Origin of the sequence: Devosia sp. (assembly GCF_039927955.1) — a bacterium.
Lineage (GTDB): Bacteria > Pseudomonadota > Alphaproteobacteria > Rhizobiales > Devosiaceae > Devosia.
In genome coordinates this window covers 39,923-57,657 of sequence record NZ_JBDSUA010000056.1, presented here as the reverse complement: position 1 = coordinate 57,657, position 17,735 = coordinate 39,923, and the positions used below count along the sequence as shown (strand labels likewise).

Annotated in this window: 18 protein-coding genes, 1 tRNA gene and 1 pseudogene; 2 read left to right on the top strand and 18 right to left on the bottom strand. The window is 58.2% G+C overall.

Annotated elements, in window-relative coordinates; genetic code table 11:
* Nucleotides 1-5: 5 nt before the first annotated feature.
* The 6 genes from ABIT12_RS13870 to ABIT12_RS13845 all read right to left on the bottom strand — a co-directional run bounded on the left by ABIT12_RS13870 (nt 6) and on the right by ABIT12_RS13845 (nt 5,778).
* On the bottom strand, nt 6-539 hold the full coding sequence (locus tag ABIT12_RS13870; protein WP_348044803.1) for a hypothetical protein: 534 nt from the start codon (nt 537-539) through the stop codon (nt 6-8).
* A 47-nt stretch (nt 540-586) separates the two neighbouring features.
* A complete protein-coding gene (locus tag ABIT12_RS13865) occupies nt 587-1,546 on the bottom strand; it encodes a hypothetical protein (RefSeq protein WP_348044801.1) in 960 nt (319 codons plus the stop codon).
* A 9-nt stretch (nt 1,547-1,555) separates the two neighbouring features.
* The gene (locus ABIT12_RS13860; protein WP_348044799.1) at nt 1,556-3,058 is read right to left on the bottom strand and encodes a peptidoglycan-binding protein; all 1,503 of its coding nucleotides are present in this window, start codon (nt 3,056-3,058) and stop codon (nt 1,556-1,558) included.
* Nucleotides 3,059-3,980: 922 nt separating this feature from the next.
* Complete coding sequence (locus tag ABIT12_RS13855; protein ID WP_348044797.1) at nt 3,981-4,505, bottom strand: superinfection immunity protein; 525 nt, start codon at nt 4,503-4,505, stop codon at nt 3,981-3,983.
* On the bottom strand, nt 4,502-5,158 hold the full coding sequence (locus tag ABIT12_RS13850) for a DUF805 domain-containing protein (RefSeq protein WP_348044795.1): 657 nt from the start codon (nt 5,156-5,158) through the stop codon (nt 4,502-4,504). The genes ABIT12_RS13855 and ABIT12_RS13850 overlap by 4 nt, the downstream gene beginning before the upstream one ends.
* Nucleotides 5,159-5,208: 50 nt before the next feature.
* Nucleotides 5,209-5,778, bottom strand: a complete 570-nt coding sequence (locus ABIT12_RS13845) for a hypothetical protein (protein ID WP_348044793.1) — start codon at nt 5,776-5,778, stop codon at nt 5,209-5,211.
* A 180-nt stretch (nt 5,779-5,958) separates the two neighbouring features.
* Between ABIT12_RS13845 and ABIT12_RS13840 the strand changes: the two genes are divergently transcribed.
* Entirely contained in the window at nt 5,959-6,219 is a 261-nt protein-coding gene (locus tag ABIT12_RS13840; RefSeq protein WP_348044791.1) for a helix-turn-helix transcriptional regulator, read from the top strand.
* An 11-nt stretch (nt 6,220-6,230) separates the two neighbouring features.
* Here the strand turns inward: ABIT12_RS13840 and ABIT12_RS13835 are convergent, their stop codons facing one another.
* The 7 genes from ABIT12_RS13835 to ABIT12_RS13805 form a co-directional block, all read right to left on the bottom strand.
* Nucleotides 6,231-6,575: a DUF3768 domain-containing protein gene (locus ABIT12_RS13835; RefSeq protein ID WP_348044789.1), complete on the bottom strand. Its 345-nt coding sequence runs from the start codon at nt 6,573-6,575 to the stop codon at nt 6,231-6,233.
* Nucleotides 6,576-6,631: 56 nt separating this feature from the next.
* On the bottom strand, nt 6,632-7,252 hold the full coding sequence (locus ABIT12_RS13830; protein WP_348044787.1) for a hypothetical protein: 621 nt from the start codon (nt 7,250-7,252) through the stop codon (nt 6,632-6,634).
* A gap of 296 nt (nt 7,253-7,548) precedes the next feature.
* Nucleotides 7,549-9,717 (bottom strand): phage/plasmid primase, P4 family, encoded by a 2,169-nt coding sequence (locus ABIT12_RS13825; protein WP_348044785.1) that lies wholly within the window; start codon nt 9,715-9,717, stop codon nt 7,549-7,551.
* A 75-nt stretch (nt 9,718-9,792) separates the two neighbouring features.
* Nucleotides 9,793-10,635: a hypothetical protein gene (locus ABIT12_RS13820; protein WP_348044783.1), complete on the bottom strand. Its 843-nt coding sequence runs from the start codon at nt 10,633-10,635 to the stop codon at nt 9,793-9,795.
* Between the two features lie 633 nt (nt 10,636-11,268).
* A tRNA-Arg gene (locus tag ABIT12_RS13815) sits at nt 11,269-11,345 on the bottom strand.
* A 100-nt stretch (nt 11,346-11,445) separates the two neighbouring features.
* Nucleotides 11,446-11,856: a GFA family protein gene (locus ABIT12_RS13810; RefSeq protein ID WP_348044781.1), complete on the bottom strand. Its 411-nt coding sequence runs from the start codon at nt 11,854-11,856 to the stop codon at nt 11,446-11,448.
* A 4-nt stretch (nt 11,857-11,860) separates the two neighbouring features.
* Nucleotides 11,861-13,765, bottom strand: coding sequence for a CASTOR/POLLUX-related putative ion channel (locus ABIT12_RS13805; RefSeq protein ID WP_348044779.1), 1,905 nt, complete (start codon nt 13,763-13,765; stop codon nt 11,861-11,863).
* A 443-nt stretch (nt 13,766-14,208) separates the two neighbouring features.
* On the opposite strand from ABIT12_RS13805, the pseudogene ABIT12_RS18340 reads away from it, so the two are divergent.
* Nucleotides 14,209-14,547 (top strand): annotated as a pseudogene (locus ABIT12_RS18340) (transglycosylase SLT domain-containing protein); the annotation flags it as partial.
* A 6-nt stretch (nt 14,548-14,553) separates the two neighbouring features.
* Here ABIT12_RS18340 and ABIT12_RS13795 read toward each other — a convergent pair.
* The 5 genes from ABIT12_RS13795 to ABIT12_RS13775 all read right to left on the bottom strand — a co-directional run bounded on the left by ABIT12_RS13795 (nt 14,554) and on the right by ABIT12_RS13775 (nt 17,691).
* On the bottom strand, nt 14,554-15,516 hold the full coding sequence (locus tag ABIT12_RS13795; RefSeq protein WP_348044775.1) for an NAD(P)-dependent alcohol dehydrogenase: 963 nt from the start codon (nt 15,514-15,516) through the stop codon (nt 14,554-14,556).
* Nucleotides 15,517-15,594: 78 nt separating this feature from the next.
* Nucleotides 15,595-15,822: a helix-turn-helix transcriptional regulator gene (locus ABIT12_RS13790; RefSeq protein ID WP_348044773.1), complete on the bottom strand. Its 228-nt coding sequence runs from the start codon at nt 15,820-15,822 to the stop codon at nt 15,595-15,597.
* Entirely contained in the window at nt 15,816-16,244 is a 429-nt protein-coding gene (locus tag ABIT12_RS13785) for a hypothetical protein (RefSeq protein WP_348044771.1), read from the bottom strand. Before ABIT12_RS13785 ends, ABIT12_RS13790 begins: the two co-directional genes overlap by 7 nt.
* Nucleotides 16,245-16,363: 119 nt before the next feature.
* Nucleotides 16,364-16,549, bottom strand: a complete 186-nt coding sequence (locus ABIT12_RS13780) for a hypothetical protein (RefSeq protein ID WP_348044769.1) — start codon at nt 16,547-16,549, stop codon at nt 16,364-16,366.
* 47 nt (nt 16,550-16,596) lie between these two features.
* Nucleotides 16,597-17,691, bottom strand: a complete 1,095-nt coding sequence (locus ABIT12_RS13775; RefSeq protein ID WP_407065623.1) for a calcium:proton antiporter — start codon at nt 17,689-17,691, stop codon at nt 16,597-16,599.
* Nucleotides 17,692-17,735: the final 44 nt, after the last annotated feature.

The window sequence follows — 17,735 nt, the reverse complement described above, 5'->3', positions numbered from 1 at the left end:
CTCTCCTATTCTGATGCCGAGCACTCCTGCTTGCCAAGGCTTCCAATCGACTTCAAAATGACCTCCGCATCCTCTTTATCGCTCCCCCCCCGCACGTGGAGCAGCGAAACGCGATCAGCAAAAGTATCATTTGGCGCATCCATCCACTCGCCAATGTCACCGGTTCTTAGGGCAGCTCGGGAATAAACAACAAACTTTGGGAGGTAGCTGGCATCGCGGTTCGCTTCAACCAGAGTTAGAAATTTTGCCATTGAGACGTTGTCGCGCCCCTTCATCTGGTTGAAAAAACTAGAAAGGTGAATAAGGACTAGCTTTGGCTTTAAGCCTAGCACAATGTCGGCGAGGGAGAGGATGTCGCCATCGTCGGAGTTTTGTAGGCTCGACAGTAAAATGTAAGCTGACGAAATCCCTTTCTCATCTAGACCAAGGGCTACTTTCGCAACCCGGTCTTTCTTTTTCAACCAATCCACGATGAGAGCGCAGGGTGGGGCCACTGGTCCAGCCAGCGCTTGGTGAACGGATGGTCCAATGAAGGTCAAGATCAATCCAAGGATCATTAACCAAACTGACGGCAGTCGTCGCGCGGTCAATTTGCCGACCCCGCAGGTTGCGTCTGCTGACCCGCCTTCGGCTGTTCTATGCCTGTAGCGGGCTTTCCGGTAGTCTCCCCACCGCTAAGTCGGCCGTCAATCGTCTCTAAGAGTCCGCGAACAAAACGTTCGCTGAACCCCGACAGGAAACCTAGAACCACGTAGAAATACACGGCGACCTCGGCATCGCCGCTTATGGCACTGGACGAGATCAGCCCGGAAGCAAAGATGCCACACGCTACAGCTGCGAAGATGACGCCGACGATTGGCAAGACGGCGCCGCTGACGAACAGATATTGCTGGCTACGTCGAATTCGATCGAATTCATGAATTCGAAGCAGAATGCTCACTACCGCGCCAAGCAGGCCGTAAAAGGCAGCCACGGCGCCGTAGTTGGTCTGAGACTCGGACCAGGCGTCCACCAACGACAGGAAGAACGACCCTTTTCCACCGCTCGATTGCAGATCGCTCATCGCGTAAATCGTAATGGCGATGGCGCCCAGCACTATAAAAATAGCGCAGGATGCCAACATTCCGCGGAGGACAACATAGATCGGCGCGCTTGATGAAAGCTTGTATTCAAGCCGTTTAACGACGGCCTCGGCATAGGCAATGTTCGGGCCGGTCTTTAACGCACGGGCCGCTGTCTCTGCCTGCCAGCACACCTCGTCCGAGGCATTTATGACCGCGAAAACGTCAATCAGAGCCACAAGCCGGGCAACTACCGCTGCCGCCTTCGGGTCGGACAAGGCCTTTGGATCGGCAAGCAGCTCGTCAACCGCTGCCACAAGTTTTATCGCGGCAGTGGAAGGCGGGAGATTACTCGCGGCCGCCTCATCCTTGGCAATCTGGTCTTGGCGGACTTGATCTGCAACCCGACGGGCGGCAACAACCGCATTGTCGCCGCCCACCTTCAGAGCCGCGACGATATCGCCGCTGAGAGGTTCATCAAGCATTTTGATCCCCTAAATGACTGAGACCACACCGTTGTCGACGAGCATCTTCAGGATTGCAGCGACCCCGGGCTGTTTGGACACAGCGTCGTCGCTCCAGACGTTATCTGCAATGTATTTGCCCTTGATGTAGTGGTTTGAGTAGCTCCAGAGATAGGCAGTAGTGTGGCCCTTGCCGCGTGGGCCCATCCCATTGAATCGCTCAAAATTATAGAGCATCCGCGCGAGGCTCCAATCGGTCTCCTGGTCGAGCTTTTCCAAAGAAAGGGCGTCTCTTGCGCTTTCGTCCCAAGAAAAATTTGACCCAGTGGCACTTGGTCGGCCAGGGGGGTAGTGAGTTGTCGGGCCTGTTAGTGGATCGCCGTTATGCAGGTGGGTGTGGAACCGGCCGACGTCGCCCGACGCTTCCATGGAGTGCACGAGGGCCACGAAATACCATGGCATGTTCTCCGCGCTTTGGCCGGCATAATCACTTACAAATCCTAGATATCGGTCCCGCGAGGCCGCTATCCTGCTGACCAGGGACGCGATTTCCTGGTTTTTGTCTTGTACAACGCAGGTCGCAAACAGCCGCTCGTATTCCGAGCGAAGGGTGGCAAAGTCTTTGGACTTGTTCACCACAGCGCCGAAAGCGTCGGTGCCGATGACCATCGGGGGAGGTGGTGGATTGTCTGGTGTAGGCGGCACCGGATCGCTTATCCCCCAAAAGGTAAGCCCAAGCGCCCGGCCCGTAGACGGCCCGACTTCACCATCAACGATCAGGCCCTTACTCAATTGAAAACTGGAAACGGCCCGCTCAGTGCCAGGTCCAAACAAGCCGTCCACCCGGCCCGGGTCAACTCGGTTCGACTTGAGAGCCTCCTGAACGTCCACTACCCTCTCATCGAAAACGGCGGGGTTCTGCTTCCGCAGTATCAATGTTGGGTTGGTCGGAGCCGGTATGGCACCTCCGGAGCTAGCAGTGTAATTCACCCCGCGCAGCAACATGCCGATATCCCAGCGGCGCCCCTCGATCGGGCCAATGCGCACGCCCAGATTTGCACCGGCGGCTTCATAAATGGTCCCGTCGCCGATGCAAACGCCGACATGCCCGATGCGCTTCGGGTTTGTGGAGGGCTTGCGAATTAGAAACGCACCAGGGGTTTTACTTGCTTGGTCGGCGGGTATGACAATTCCGCGGCTAGGCGCGTCTTCGGCCCAGTAGCCGGTGTAAGGCTCTGCGTCATCGAGATTTTGTGTCCCGCAGCCAAAGACTACCCCATAGGTTTGATAGACGAGCCAAGAGACATATTCCGCGCAGTCCCAAGGGCCCGTCCAGTTGGGATTATCCAGCGGGACATTCGCACCAAAAATGTACTTCTCGCCAACGTGGCTCTTCGCTTTCGTGAGGATATCCGTGCCTAGCATGCCCACCTCCCATGAGAATTGTTTGTAACGATAGGTAATTATGAACACCGAGAAAACCATTGAAACATTCAGTCTCGACCAAAGCCCAATCGCCAGCTTGAACACCATATTATGATTTAGTATTTCTATCTGTGATACGTACGCTATTTAGGTCGTAACATTCAATTGGCATTGGCCAATAATTTCAGAAATTTTGGTCGACCCTATTCTATGGAAAGAAATTTATATTTTGCCACAACCTGTGGCCGAATCAACAAGAGAATCGAGTGTTTTCGGCTAACATTGTCTTGGTGTGATAGTTTCATGGTGCAGGGCATAGGGGGTCAACAAATCTTTTCTGGTCTGCATTGGTTGTTGTTGGCACATGCCAATACGAAGACGCCGCCTCAGGCTGAGCCCGATATCGCTCGCCTTCTAAATCGCCCGACGCCAAAAGAGGCAGCCAAGCGCCTTTGAGAACCCAGCACTTCCCCGACCCCGCACGTAGCAAGAGGATTTCGTTCGTCGACCACGTCGCCATCCGTGGGCGGGACAGTTCTTGCTGACGTCGATATTCAATCTCGCCGATGCCGCGATCTGTAGCGCAGCTGTTGGCGCCTTAATCACCCGCAGATTCCTGGAGCGCGTTGGCCCGAATGTCAGCTACTGGGATTTCTCTCAAGTCGGCGGGATGGCCGATATGGGGTCGAGGCTGTGGGGAAACTCGGCGAGAAAAGCAGCGAGTAGAAAACGATTCCCGCGTCAACAGAGGCTCTGGCACCCACAGCCTTTTTAGGCCATTCGCGCTCACGAATTTGGTGTGAAACCTGCAGAACTCCGGCTTGGGAGGCGCCCATGCGGAACAGCTTTCTAACGACATTTTGGAAGATCGAGTTTTCACACAGCCTCGGCCCCATCTCGGCCATTCAATCAACGCCCTGTCGAGGCCAAAAGCCGACGCCAGCAAAGGGCTGATCTCGCGAGAGTTGTGGCGATTGCAAAGGAATGCTGACCGCCCTTAGCAGCACAGACTGCGCAAGAGTGGTAGCTGCTACCGCATTATCTCGTCCAGCGCCGCCCGGCGCATTGACCCGTGCTCGTCCTGGCTAATGAGCCCCTTGGCCAGCAGGTCATTGACACGTTCCAATAGATCGACTGACTCAGCAATCGATCTTGTCGATGGGGCTCGTTCGGTTCTGACAATCACTGGATCATTAGCAAATAAATTGATCCCACTTTCGCCACCATCGCTGCCGGTTGGGCTTTTGTGTACCGCGTTAAAGGCCCAAACTAGAGAACCGAGCCACGCGATGCCCGTGCCGCCCAGCGCGAGGTTGATAGCGAGGATAATCCAACGATTGGGATGCTGGCGTTTGAAGGCCACGATGCTGGGAAGGACGTAAATGATCAGCCCGACAATGAGAACGACACCGTAAAAGCCCAGCACAACGACAACGGTAGTTCCATCATCGGCCAGCCCCGTTCCGTCTTGCGCATGAGCGTTGGTGCTGAAAGGCACTGCTAGCGAACTGACCACCGTCGCCAACCCGCCGCGTTGGACAATTTCCCGGTTCATTTCGCCGCCCTTGCCAGCAGGTCGGCCTTCATCAATGCGAATTCTGCGTCATCAATGGCCCCTGAGGCTCGCAAACTCGCCAGCCGCTCGAGTTGATCGATCAAGGGGCCAATGGCAGCTGGCGGGGCTGGCTGGGGTTGCGATCCTTGCTCGCTGGGCCGCGGTGCTGACGGTGCAGCGGCGGGCGACTCTACTGGCGACGCGGCCGTATCATCCGGCCCGCTGTAAATCTTATAGTCGGCCTGCATGTGGCGGCTCAGGCTCCATCGCTCTGGCGTCGGCCTTTCTGGCATCTGCATTGTCGGTCCATAGCGATTGGGTCCGTCGCTGCCCTTGGCCAGGACAAGGCCCAAAAACGGTATCCAGCCGATCACCGGTATGTAGATCAGCCAGTACAGCCAACCGGATTGATCACTGTCGTGAATCCGGCGTACCGATGCCGCAATAAAGGGCAGCAGGTGGATTACCCAAACAAGCAAAAGCGCCTTACCGGGCCTGCCCGAGGCGAACACGCGCTGACCCAGTCTATAGTCAATGAACACACCGGCCACTGACAGCAGCGCGACCACCAACATGAACTGCCAATAGACAGCGCGCGAAAGACGCCCTGAAAGTCCAAAGTAGTTTCTCATGCTGGCGAAATAGGCGGTCACGACGGCATCCTTGGGTGGGTGTTGGCACAGGGGCTGGGGATCGCTCCAGATCAGTCAAAGCTTGGGGTGTTGGCTGGCGTCAGTGCCTGGACGGTCATGACCATGGGAAACCACTGATCGATTTGATACAGCGTCACCACCTCACCCTTGGATGTGTGACCCTGCCATCCCGACTGCGTGCCTTCCAATCCATCTGGCAGGTCGTAGTTGTCGGCGATGCTTTGGGCGAAGCTTAGCGGCGTCGTGTTGGCCCCGACGTTGAAATAGTCCGGCGTGAACGACAGGGCCGAGGCCACATCGTTCAGGAATGAAACGCCATAGAATGGCATGCCAAACAGCAGCTCGCGGTTGAGCGCTTCATTCAAACCGACCACGGAGTACTGAGGCCGATCACCGGCGGCCACGATCCGGCAGGTGGTGAACCCATTCATACCCTCCACCGCAGGCGTACCGCCGCCGAGCACCTCCTTAGGAGTGAGGCACCTTAGGCCATTGGCCGACAGCGCCGCTTCGACTTCGGACCGGGTCTGGCCCAACGACAGGCCGCGAAACTGCGTCCCGTCAAACCCGGGTTCAACGGCCGAGAATGGTGGGGCAGCTTGCGTCGATGCAGGCAGCAAGGCCGCTAACGAGCAAGCTGTGACAACAAAACAGGTGGTCCAATTACGCATTCAATGACTAGTCCATGGTTGGAGAGAAGGTGGCGGGCGCACAACTGACGTAGGCTTGCCAACAAGAAACCGAATTATGTCGAATATATTCGATGGTTTACGCCGCAGCAAGTTGATCGCTATGCGTCTATGGTTGGACGTGAGCGAATTGCTGTAAACCTGAGGCGTATTCGGTCCGAGCAAGGCGTCACTCAAGAGGTCTTGGCGGTCGACGCTGGCGTTGATCGGACCTATGTCAGTGGCATCGAGCGGGGTCAGTTCAACCCGACGATTGATCTTCTCGACAGGTTGGCCGGTGCCCTTGGCGTCGATGTGTCTAAGCTGGTGGAAATGCCAGCCGACGGCTCTGTGAAGCCTGAAAATCTCAAACGCGGTCGGAAGCCAAGCTGAGCGGTCCGCGACTAGTACTCGTCCGCCAGCATGATGGTCAGGATGCGAACCGTGACTGATGTGTCGGCCGCATCAAGGCTATGCCCGCTCAGCGTCCGATCGTAGTAGTCGATCTTCCAAATCACCCGCAGATCGCCGACTGCAACGGCCGCGCAGTCGTGTTCCCCATAAGGGTCATTATCCTGAGTGAAGGCATCGAAGGCGCGTATCGCCGCCACGACGTCGCTCCTATCGACTTCCGATAACGCACCGACTCCCGGTGTCATCACCACAGACCCGCCCAGCCCCAACATTCGCAAGGCGTCGTTGAGGCTGCGAATTGTTCCACCTGCTTCTGATGTCTCATCTGGCTGCATTTGCCTGATCCCCAAAGTGTCGGTGGGCCGACCTGCGCCAGCCCACCAGGAGCCAATCAGCCCTGCGGCGAACCAGCGGGATGCAGCAGCGCCAAGTGGGTGCGATGCCGGTTGAGATGCGCCAGTTCTGGGTAGTGCAGCCACTTCACTTCAAACATGTCCTGGGGGTTGGCTTTGACGACCACCGCCTCGTACCAACCCTCTGCGCGGTCTTCGGTGACCAGGACGATGCTGCCTGGAATAATCTTCGACCAGTCGGCAGGCATCGTTGCAGGTGGAGCCTTATCCGCGGCTTTGGGTTCCGTGGTCGCCGAATTAGTCTCGTCGCCTTCTGCTTGTGCCCGTACCACCCGCAGCGGCCGGACCTGTTCCGATACCGGCACGTGGGCAATCAACTGATCGTACAGATCACCCTTCACAAAGGGCACGAAGGCTTTGCCGCTGCCGAATATCTTGCCGTGTGGCAGCTTGTCGGCCAGTGCCTGCACTTCGGTGCCGCTGACCACCAAGCTCATCATGCCCATCAGCCCAGCGGCGGCTCGAGCCTGGACAGCTTCAGTTTGATCGAACCAACTGGCGTGAGCCTTGTTGGCGTCGTCGCGACCCAACACGATCAGTGCGGGTAGGTCAGTGTCATCAAGGGGTAATTGGCTTTGGGCGATGGCAAGGGCTGGCATTTTTACATCCTTCAATGAAGAAGGCCACCGGGGTTACCGGTGGCCTCATGAACACTGCACGCGAACTGGCAGCCGTTTGACTATATCAGATTCAGGCATTTAGGTCAATAATACTGTCCTATCCGACAATTTCGCCTCGCTCTGCCGATAGCGGCCGTTGCTTCACCGCCTGCCATAGGGTGGTTATGAAAGTGACGACTGTTCAAGCGATGAATAACTGTAATTGCAACCTGTAAAAAAAGAAAAACCAAATTATGCAATTGAACTAGTCGTAACTTTCGTCACCTAGTGACAATTTACAGCCCCGTTTTAAGTTCGATCCCCAACACCATCACACCCTTGTTGCTCTTCTTCGTGCGGTAACTGCGACTTTCAAGACCTCGCTTAAACGCGGATCGCTGGATAGCCTTAATACCAGTAGACTCACACCAAACTTCAAAGCCCGTGTAGAGTTCACCTAGAAGGGTGCCGTTTCCTTTCTCACATTGTGCATCAATGAAACCGGGAACAGGATTCGCCTCGTTGATATAGCGGACCTTTGCCATCCGTACCGGATTGGGTGGTGATAGCTGCCAATTGTTCGCCATGACGCGCTTAAGGCCTTCGACAGCTCGGTTCAAAATGCCCGGCATTTCGGAAGCCCAGATGGCAGGGAACAGCTTGTGATCGATATCTTTGTCCTCAAACCGACGATCAAAAGGGATCACCAGCAGACGGCGAGTCATGCCGTTCGACACGTCATTGAGGCTGGGCGGATTGTTGCACAGCAGGATCGGGAGGGTGCGAACGATGAACTGGAACTGGTTTCCGAACTTGTGTTCACCGCTAACCGTCTTGGCCTCGCTGATCCGCTTCAACTGACCATCAGGCAGTACCGTGCCGGATTTCACGTCATCGTCTACGAATAGCAATTTGTCGATCAAACTGCCCGTAGTGAACCGGCTCTTGTCGAGATCAGCGACAGGCATTGCAGCGACGGAGTCCTTGCCGATCAATTTAGTAAGGGTTTCCACAAGTTTCGTCTTGCCGTTGCTGCCCTCTCCTTTACAGATCACCACCAGTGCAATCTCCCGGCCGGGTTGGATCGCGTAACCAGCCAGTTCATGCCACAAGCGGACCATCTTTTTGCGGCCGGAGAAGATAGTCGAAATAGCCGCGTCGTATTTCGGGCAGGTAGCTTCCTTGTCGTAGTCGACATCCAGGCAATGCCGCAAGTACGACCCCGGCGCATGCTTCCTCAGTTCGACATGACCGTCGTCCATGACCCAGAGCTCCCCGCCCCGTGTGTTAATGACTCGCGGAGGCTCGCCATTGAATCGCAGGGGATCCCCGTCTTTTACGCTGAGCATCTGAATGAGCGCACGCGTCTGAGAGATCAGATTAGTTGTGCTACTCCGACGCCGCTCGCCCCGAGCCTGAATGGTGAGCAAGACATCCTTGTCGAGGGATTTGCTCTTGAGGGGAGACCAGTGAGTGCCCTTGAAAGACCACAACTGGCCGTCATCTGCGAAAATCAATGTCTCCCCACCTTGAAAATGCTTAGCTAATACCTCGTGCGCGAGGTTCTCAGCATCATCACCACCCTCCTTATGCCGCGTAAAATTCTGCGCGCTCATAACAATCCGGCGCACTTCGTCATCCGAGAGCGGTGGACGGCATTTGTCCCGATTTTGCGCTAGAAGAGCTTCAAGCATTGCATCGTCCGAGAGGCCGTCGTTGCGCAGCTTACCGGCAAGCCTAGTGAGGCCGTCGTTACGCCCCCCTTCGACATATGCCGAAGGCGTTCCAGCTGAATCTGGCTTGATTTTCTTGGCTCTCTCCGCCGTTGACGACAGACGGTTAAGCCAAGCGTCTGGGAGTTCGGCCAACGACAACTCTCCGAAGTTGTGTTCGGCCTGCCATTTGTATGCCTCACCGGACACGTGGCGGCTTGGCGGCGCAACGACATAGGCACCATTGCTCTGGACGTCGATGCCGGGGCCGAAAGCCGTTCGGCTGGTTTTAACGCCCACCGTCGGATAGCGAAAATAGTAGTGCTTTCCGCCACCACCGGTGTTCACAGTCGGAGTCTCAGGGAGCTTGCCAAGGAGCTTGATGGCGGATTCCAGGCTATCAGTGCCACCGTTTTTTGGATCTATATCGAGGACTAACACTCCACTTTTTTCACCAGTGGCCACACCAACGTTGGCCGAAGGGTGATCGGACCACCATTGAATGATCTGAGCCTTACTTTTTGAGGCAAGACTTACCCAGTCGTTAATGATGGGGTGCTTGCCGGGTTTTTGACATGCTGATCCCTTGGCGCACGTGCAAATTCCATTAGTTATTCCGAACACTGGTAGCACGGCGAGACCGTCCGCAGCTAAAGCGCGGGCATGAGTGATCTTTTTTTTTCGCGGTTTCACCCGCGTAGATTTGTCTATCAATCCCGTTGTTGCGATAGACGGGCGCGGCAAATGGGCCATCTAACTTCTCCATGATTGGTGATTTGAAGAGCCGCGAGCCGGACGGCCGACTCGCGTCCTGGGTGCATGAAACGCCTACGATGGCGCATTCGCCCGCGTGGCGTCTTTGCGGAACGGCGGTGAAGCTGTTGCGCCTTGTTGGAACCGCTCTCGAGCTGACGCAATTGCCAACTCGAACACAGACAGCAGGTCGTCATCGGAGCCATCGAAGTCGATCATTCCGATAGCTTCAGCCAAGGCGTCATTCAGGACGCCGGGCAGCGGGATGGGATCGCGCTGACCGCGCAGCTTGATAAACGACTGGTCGCCATCAGGCGGCGCACTGGATGCGATTTTGGCAGCCGACAGCGGTGATTGCAGCGATACATCACTGTTATTGTTGCCCGGTGGCTTCACTTTACCAGCACCCCGCTTCGTGCGGACCGCCTTCAAGCATGCAGCAACTGTGGTTAGCGGAAACCAATCGCCAAACTTTTCGACCGGGGTACCAAGGTCCGCAGCACGCTCTAGGACACACGCATAGTCGCTGCACATCTTATGAGCCGGGGTCGTGTCTGGCTTGGCCGCGAGCTGCACGGCAATCAAGAACTGCTTATCGGGTGGAGGCTTCCGCCCTCGGCCGTGAAAATAGACGTGCTCCAGAACGGTTTTGCAGGCCGGTTCGCCGAGTATCAAAAGGGCTAGCGCCAACGCGTAAGCCTCGGCTAACGCCGAAATCAGGACGTGCTGCCCCGCAAATAGGCCATTGCTGTCGTTAGTTCGGTAGCACTGCTCTACCAGATCGATCAGGTCGGGTTCGCCCGATTTCTGGGACGGCATGGGCGCTGCTACCGCGCGAACAATTTCGGGATTCACGAAGTTACCGTCGGCACTCACCGAAGCAAATGCAGCCACGGCGTCATTCTCAATCTTAGCCATTGCGGACCTCACCTACGCCAGAGGGACTGGAGATCAGAGGCATAGAGGTTCGGGGCGTTGAACATTCCGCTCGCACATGCGGATGCTCGCTAGTGCTGCGGAAGGTGTTTTCTTCACGATACTCGAGCAAGAACCGCCGCGTGTAAAAAACCCTGTTGCCCAGTTTGATATACTGCGGTCCGGTACCCGCGGTCCGCATATTGGCCAGCGTTCCAGTCGCCTTTTTGATAAGGCTTCCGGCTTCAGAGGGAGAGATCAGTCCATCAAGATCGAGGTCAGGGAAGGTAGGCATTTGCGTCATAGAGCATCTCCAAAAAATGGAGAGCTGTTCGCAGCGTCAATTGCACAGCCGAACATACTCTCGCGAGAGTTGTTCGAGCGCAATACATACGGCTGATGCCGATGTAGGCGTTGTTGGGCCTAGGTACCACCCACGGAATGCATCGATCCCGCAAGCGGCAGTTCCCGCTCGGCCGATGACGGTTTGTCCCGGCGACGAGGAAATAGCAAATCGACCGGTTGGTTGCAAGGTGCGATCAAAAGAGCAATTATCCGAACGATCAGCGTGATTGCCCGGTGCTTACCGAAGTCCAAATTTTGAACGGTCAGCACTACCTAACCCATTGAAAATATTGGCGCACCCGGAGAGATTCGAACCCCCGACCTCTGCCTTCGGAGGGCAGCGCTCTATCCAGCTGAGCTACGGGTGCATCCGTGAGGCGGGGCGATGCCCCGGCTGAACGGGCGCAACCTAACCAAAGGGCGTGATCCGCGCAACCGGGATTGGCGCGAATTTCTCGGTCGCCGCGCCTATTGCTGGTTCTGGGGCAGGCCGTCGCTAATCTCGTAGTAATCGCCCTTGTCGGCGACGAAGATATGCAGGGACAGCTTGGCGTGCGTAGGCGTGTCGAAGGCGCCCATCATGATGCCGATCCAGTCGGCGTGGACCGGATCGAAGAACAGCGACGAGCCACAGATGCGGCAAAAGCCGCGGCGGACTTTTTCCGAGGATTGATACCAGGAAATGGCGTCCGTTCCGGTGATGCCGACGCGGTCGCGGGGCACGTCGGTGCCGGCTTCATAGTGGCCGGTATGCTTGCGGCACATGCTGCAATGACAGGCCATGATCGGCGGCAGTGGGCCGGTGACGGTGAACTGCACCGCGCCGCACAGGCACGAGCCGCGGTGGAGCAGATCTGGGTCGACTGGCTCCCCGGCCATTGTCTCAGTCCCGCGCCAGAACGATCAGCCGGTCGCCGGCCACATAGTCCAGCAGGTGCGACTTTTTGGGATTGACGATAATGCCGCCGACGGCAGCGCCGGGGCGTGGGCGGGCATAGCCGAGGGCAACTTCACCGCGCTGGCGGGCAGCTTCGGCTACGGTATAGAAGGTCACCGGGGTGTCGAGCGCCACGTAATCCTGCGCCGGGCGCATGTAGATTTCCGAGCCTTCCTCATCGAGCAGGTCGTCAAAGATTGCCGCCAGCTTGTCGTTTTCGGAAGCCTGAGCCAGCATCAGGCTGACCAGTTTGTTGGACACGACGAAATCGTCGGTGCGGGTGACTTCGGCCAGCTCGCGATTGCGCACGTCGATCATTTCGGAAACCACATTGACGTGGATACCCATGGCGTCGGCCAGCTTGCGCAGGTGCAACAGGGTCACCAGCGTGCGGGTATCGGTGGGCTGGGGCGGCAGGATATCGGAATAGCCGAGCACCAGAATATGGTCATAGGCGGTGACATCAAGGGTCTTGAGCGCATCGCGGCTGGTGGTGTCGATGCGGCCATATTCGACCGACAGATTGTTGCTGGCGATCTGCAGATTGGCGATATCGTCGTCCAGCGTCGGGGTATCGGCGGCAATGGTCAGCACCGAACCCGGCGCCACATAGCGCGACAGCTCGTAAGCGATGACCGGCGCGCGGCGGTTCCAGCCCAGGATGAGCGTGCGTTCGGCAACCCGCTGCGGCACCACGGCGGGGCGGATGGCTGTGGCGTCGACCTGGATATTGGCGGTGGTGACTTTGATGGCCGCATCGTCCTCGGCAATGATGATGGCCTTGGTACCGGCTTCGATGACCATGGCCATGTCGGGGTTGAGCACCACCGTGCCATCGGGCAGGCAGAGGCCCATCAACGCCGAGGCCTCATAGGCCATGATGGCGTCGCCAAAGGTATTCCCGACCAGGGTCGGCTGTTCGATGGTGTAAATTTCGCAGCCATCGAAATCGAGCAGTTCGGAATAGACCGCCGACAGACCGGACTGGCGGCTGGAATGGACGACGATACGGGCGATCAGATCGTCGGCCAGCACCAGTTGCACTTCATTGCCGCCGACGACGCGGGCGACATCGGCATTCTTGGCGTCGCGGATTTCGGCGGCGATGCGGTAGGGTTCGGGGCGGCGCTTGGGATCGTTGACCAGCGCCAGCACGGTCTTGATCACCTGGCTGTCGGGATCGTCGCCTTCGGCATCGCTGGTGGCGGGCGACACGACGATGATCGAGCGCGAGGTCTGGGGCGACACCAGCGACAGATCATAAAGATCGGTCGGATCGCCGGAGCGGCAGATGATCCTGGTATTGCCGAGTTTTTCCACCTTGGCGGCGATCTCGTCTTCCATCTCCACCTTGTCCATATTGGCCATGATGACGATGCGCGGCCTCTTGCGCGAGGCATTGGCCACCACCAGTTCGGAGATGATGTCGAATACCGAGGCCGACCAGTTGAGAATGACGGTGTGGTCGGCTTCGAGCACCCTGGAGCGGCCCTTGCGCAACTCGTCGAGCTTGCCCTCGATGCCCGAGGACAGGATACCGATCAGGGTGGAGACGATGAAGATGCCGCCAATGGTGACCAGCAGCATGACGATGCGGAAACCCCAGCCGGCGTCGCCGCCCATGGTGCCGCTATCGAGGGTGCGCATCAGCGCTTCCCAGCTGGCCTCGATAAAGCCCGGCACTTCGCCGCCTTCGGGGGCAATGCGCAACGCCACGATGATGGCGCCCGCCACGGCAATGATCGCCAGCGACACCAGCCCGAGATAGCCGATCAGCGCGATCGGGCCCGCCGCCATGGATTTGTCGAACTGGTAGCGGAGGCGCGCCCCGAGTGAATTACGCTGTGCCATACTGTCCCCAACACCGCCGTTGACGGCGATTTTGCTTAATATTTCACTACCGTCATATAGAGGAGCACACGGCAGGGAAATGGGGTGCGGGCGCTGTTGATCGCTCTTGCCCAGTTTTTGCCACAGAGCTGCCCATTTTCAGGGCTATCGCGCCGTGGTCTTGCCGGGTAAACTGGCAGCGATCAGCGGAGACCGGTCTATTGGTGGCATTGAAATCAGCAATGGTTGCAGGTGTAGCGGTTGCAGCGATGGCTTTGTCGGGCTGCAGCATGGCTTCGCTGGCGACCATCGTTCGGCCCGGCGCACCACACCACAGCACGGCCTCGATCGCCGCGCCCAAACCTGCAATCAGGGCCGCAACCGCAGTGGCGGCAGCAACTGCGCCGACCGCTGAATCCGCCGTGCTGGCTTTTGCCGAGCCATCGACCACCGCGGCACCAATGGATCAGTTGATCCTGAAGTACTCCACCGCCTACAATGTGCCTGAGCGGCTGATCCGGCGGATCATCGTGCGCGAAAGCAATTACAATGCGGCCGCCCGCAATGGTCCCTATTGGGGCCTGATGCAGATCCGCCACGATACCGCGCGCGGCATGGGCTATACCGGCAATGCCTCGGGCCTGCTCGAAGCCGAAACCAACCTGCATTACGCGGTCAAATATCTGGCCGGGGCCTATGTCACCGCCGGCGGCAACGAAGACCAGGCGCTGCGCTATTACGCCTCGGGCTACTACTACGACGCCAAGCGCAAGGGCCTGCTCGAAGAAGCCGGGCTGCGCTAAGCTCCTTCACAGCCTAACCACCACCGCGCCTCGCTTGTGCCCGGTATCGACATGGGCATGTGCCGCGACGATTTCGTCGAGGTCATAGTGCCGGTCAATCACGGGCCATAGCCGCCCCGCTTCGACCAGGCCAGCCAACAGCTGCAAGTTCTCCTGCCTGGGCACCGAAATGCCGCCGATCAGCTTGCGGCGGCCGGACAGCGACGTCCACAGCGCCCATCCGATGGCGCCCGGGCTCATTACCGCTGCCAGATAGCGGGCATCGGGCTGCATGATCGCGCGGCATCTGGCGAAGCTGGTCTTGCCGACGGTGTCGAAGATGATGTCGTAGCGCGCCCCACCCGTGGTGAAATCGGCGCTGGCGTAGTCGATCACCGCGTCAGCACCCAGCGATTTGACCAGATCAACATTGGCGGTGCTGCAAACGCCGGTCACCGTCGCGCCGAAATATTTGGCCAATTGCACCGCCGCCGTGCCCACCGCGCCAGATGCGCCATTGATCAGCACCTGGTCGCCGGCCTTGATCTTGCCTGCCAGCAGGAAATGTAGCGCCGTCAGCGCACCAAAGGGCAGTGCCGCCGCCTCGTCAAAGCTCATGCCTGCCGGCTTGAGCGCGATCGCTGCCGTTTCCGGCACGGTCTTGTAGTCGGCATAGCAGTCATAGACATGCAGGCCGAAGACCGCATCGCCAGTCCTGAACTTGGTGACAGCCTTGCCCACCGCTTCGATAGTGCCGGCAAACTCGGCGCCCAGCACGTTTTTGCGTGGCCTGGTAATGCCCATGAACAGCCGCCCCGGCAGCCAGAACATTGCCGGCACGTCAAAAGCACGCATCCGCGCATCGCCAGATGTCACCGTGGTGGCGGCGAGTTTGACCAGCACTTCGTGGTCTTTCGGCACGGGTTTGGACAGTTCGGTCAAATGCAGAACGCTGGGCGCTCCGTAGGCATTCTGAATGATGGCGCGCATATCGATCTCCGAAATTCCGGCAAGGCTTCGCCGGCGCCGCCGGTCGGCGGTGCTTAAAATGAATGGGGTTGGTTCAGCTCAGTCCGCTGCGCCGTCGGGGTATTGGAACACCTCGTCGAACGGCACTTTCAGCGCCCGGGCGATCTGGAAGGCCATTTCCAGCGTCGGCGAATATTTGCCCTGCTCGATGGCGATGATGGTCTGCCGGGTGACGCCGATCTTTTCAGCGAGATCGGCCTGGGTCATTTCGGCATTGGCAAAGCGCAGATTGCGAATGGCGTTGGTCAGCCGTGTCGGTTTCACCATGGATGAAAGCCGAAGCGATACAGCGCGATCTTGGTGATCGAGCCCAGAATGGCCGAGAGCACGAAGCAGAGGTAGATGACGTTGGCGATCCAGAAATAGTCCCACTGCGCCATCGCCATGGCCATCGCGGCGATGCCGCCAATGACCACGAAGGACTGGCCGGTATATTCACCCAGCCGGTAAATATCGCGGTCGCGCTGGTCCTTCTTGCCGCCGTCGCGCGGGTCGATCGTCGCGATGACGATGTGCAGGAGGATCGAGAGCACGATGGCGCCGCCAATGCTCCACAGCAGGGGCCAAACATAGGGCACCTGGGTGAGCGGCATTCCACCGGCCTGCTCCAGCACGAGCTTGAGATAGACCGCATAGGCAATAACGGTGGCCAGCAAAAATGCCCAGGCGCTCTTTTCTTCGAAGGACATGGCTTCCTCATGTAAAGCATGTTTGACATCGCCGGTGTAAGGCAGAGCTAACACCGTGTCAAGTTTGTTTTACATGACGTCACCCCGTTTGGATGCGGGATGGTGCGTACACGCTGGGGTCAGCCGTTGTCGGGCACCGGATCGCTGACCGGCGGCATGACCGGATTATGGTTGGGATCATCATCGGGCAGCAGCGGCGGTTCGACCGGGGCGGGCGGAGAAGGCTGTGTCGGCGGGCTCACCGGCTGCGGCGGGACTTCGTCGGGCAGCACCGGGATTTCCGGCGGATTGAGTGGGTTGGGCATGACGCTCTCCTTGTTGGGAAGCAACCGCCCAGACCCAAGCTGGTTCCCTACAAACCGATAAAGCTCAGCATCAGGAAAGTGGCGAACAGCACGAAATGGGTCATGCCCTCGATGGCATTGGTTTCCCCATCATTGAGATTGATCGCTGCCGCAATCAGCGTCACCGCCACCATGGTGGTCTGCGCCGGGGTCATCGCCATCACGAAGGGCTGGCCGGTATAAAGCGCGATCGCCTCCATCACCGGCACGGTCAGAATGACCGTCGAGAGCGAGGCGCCGAGCGCGATATTGATCACCGCCTGCATCCGATTGGCCAGCGCCGAGCGCAGGGCGGTGAGGATTTCGGGCGCTGCTGAAATCGCGGCAACGACAATGGCAGCCAGCGCCACCGGGGCGCCAGTGCCTTCCAGCCCATGATTGAGCAACTGGCTCATCACTTCGGCAATCGCCCCGATCAGCACCACGCCGGCGATCAGCCAGCCGATCGAAACCGGCACCGAGCCGTGGACCTCCTCTTCTTCCTCCTCACCCTCGGCCCTGGGATAGACATAGGAGAAGAAATACGAGTGCTCCCCAATCTGGCGGCGCAGGAACAGCGCGTAGAGCATGATCATCGCGCCGATAGTGAACACCGAATAATAGTGCCAGCGGTCCACCGGCACGAATTCAGGCACGATCATCGAGATCGACATCGCGGTCAGGATCATCACCGAATAGGTCTTGCCGCTATCATCGTTATAGGGCTGCTCGCCATGCTTGATGCCACCGAGCAGGGCCGCGAGCCCGATCAACCCGTTGATGTCGAGCATCACCGCCGAATAGATGGTGTCACGCACCAAAGTCGGCGACGCGCCATTGCTCATCATGATGGCCAGGATAATGACTTCGACGGCCACGGCCGAGAGCGTCAGGATCATCGTGCCATAGGGCTCGCCGACCTTGTGGGCCAAGACCTCGGCATGATGGGCCACTTGCATCGAGACACCGACTATGACCCCGATCAGCACCACGGCGCCGATCAGGCTGGCCATCTGTCCCGCCTCGACAATCGCATGCTCGATACTGAAGGCGATGATGGCGGCGACGAGGCCGACAAACATCAGCGTTTCGGCCTTGAGGCGGGAAAGGATTGGCTTGGACATGGACGACCCCTGATTTAGGGCCAATCTAGCCGCTGGTTCCGCCG

Coding starts and splice junctions, on each gene's coding strand:
- ABIT12_RS13860 (WP_348044799.1), bottom strand. CDS start 3,058: ATGGTGTTCAAGCTGGCGATTGGGCTTTGGTCGAGACTGAATGTTTCA.
- ABIT12_RS13825 (WP_348044785.1), bottom strand. CDS start 9,717: ATGGCCCATTTGCCGCGCCCGTCTATCGCAACAACGGGATTGATAGAC.
- ABIT12_RS13790 (WP_348044773.1), bottom strand. CDS start 15,822: ATGGTGAAACCGACACGGCTGACCAACGCCATTCGCAATCTGCGCTTT.
- ABIT12_RS13795 (WP_348044775.1), bottom strand. CDS start 15,516: ATGCGCGCCATCATTCAGAATGCCTACGGAGCGCCCAGCGTTCTGCAT.
- ABIT12_RS13785 (WP_348044771.1), bottom strand. CDS start 16,244: ATGTCCTTCGAAGAAAAGAGCGCCTGGGCATTTTTGCTGGCCACCGTT.
- ABIT12_RS13855 (WP_348044797.1), bottom strand. CDS start 4,505: ATGAACCGGGAAATTGTCCAACGCGGCGGGTTGGCGACGGTGGTCAGT.
- ABIT12_RS13830 (WP_348044787.1), bottom strand. CDS start 7,252: ATGCCAGCCCTTGCCATCGCCCAAAGCCAATTACCCCTTGATGACACT.
- ABIT12_RS13780 (WP_348044769.1), bottom strand. CDS start 16,549: ATGCCCAACCCACTCAATCCGCCGGAAATCCCGGTGCTGCCCGACGAA.
- ABIT12_RS13805 (WP_348044779.1), bottom strand. CDS start 13,765: ATGGCACAGCGTAATTCACTCGGGGCGCGCCTCCGCTACCAGTTCGAC.
- ABIT12_RS13775 (WP_407065623.1), bottom strand. CDS start 17,691: ATGTCCAAGCCAATCCTTTCCCGCCTCAAGGCCGAAACGCTGATGTTT.
- ABIT12_RS13835 (WP_348044789.1), bottom strand. CDS start 6,575: ATGCAGCCAGATGAGACATCAGAAGCAGGTGGAACAATTCGCAGCCTC.
- ABIT12_RS13865 (WP_348044801.1), bottom strand. CDS start 1,546: ATGCTTGATGAACCTCTCAGCGGCGATATCGTCGCGGCTCTGAAGGTG.
- ABIT12_RS13810 (WP_348044781.1), bottom strand. CDS start 11,856: ATGGCCGGGGAGCCAGTCGACCCAGATCTGCTCCACCGCGGCTCGTGC.
- ABIT12_RS13820 (WP_348044783.1), bottom strand. CDS start 10,635: ATGGCTAAGATTGAGAATGACGCCGTGGCTGCATTTGCTTCGGTGAGT.
- ABIT12_RS13840 (WP_348044791.1), top strand. CDS start 5,959: ATGGTTGGACGTGAGCGAATTGCTGTAAACCTGAGGCGTATTCGGTCC.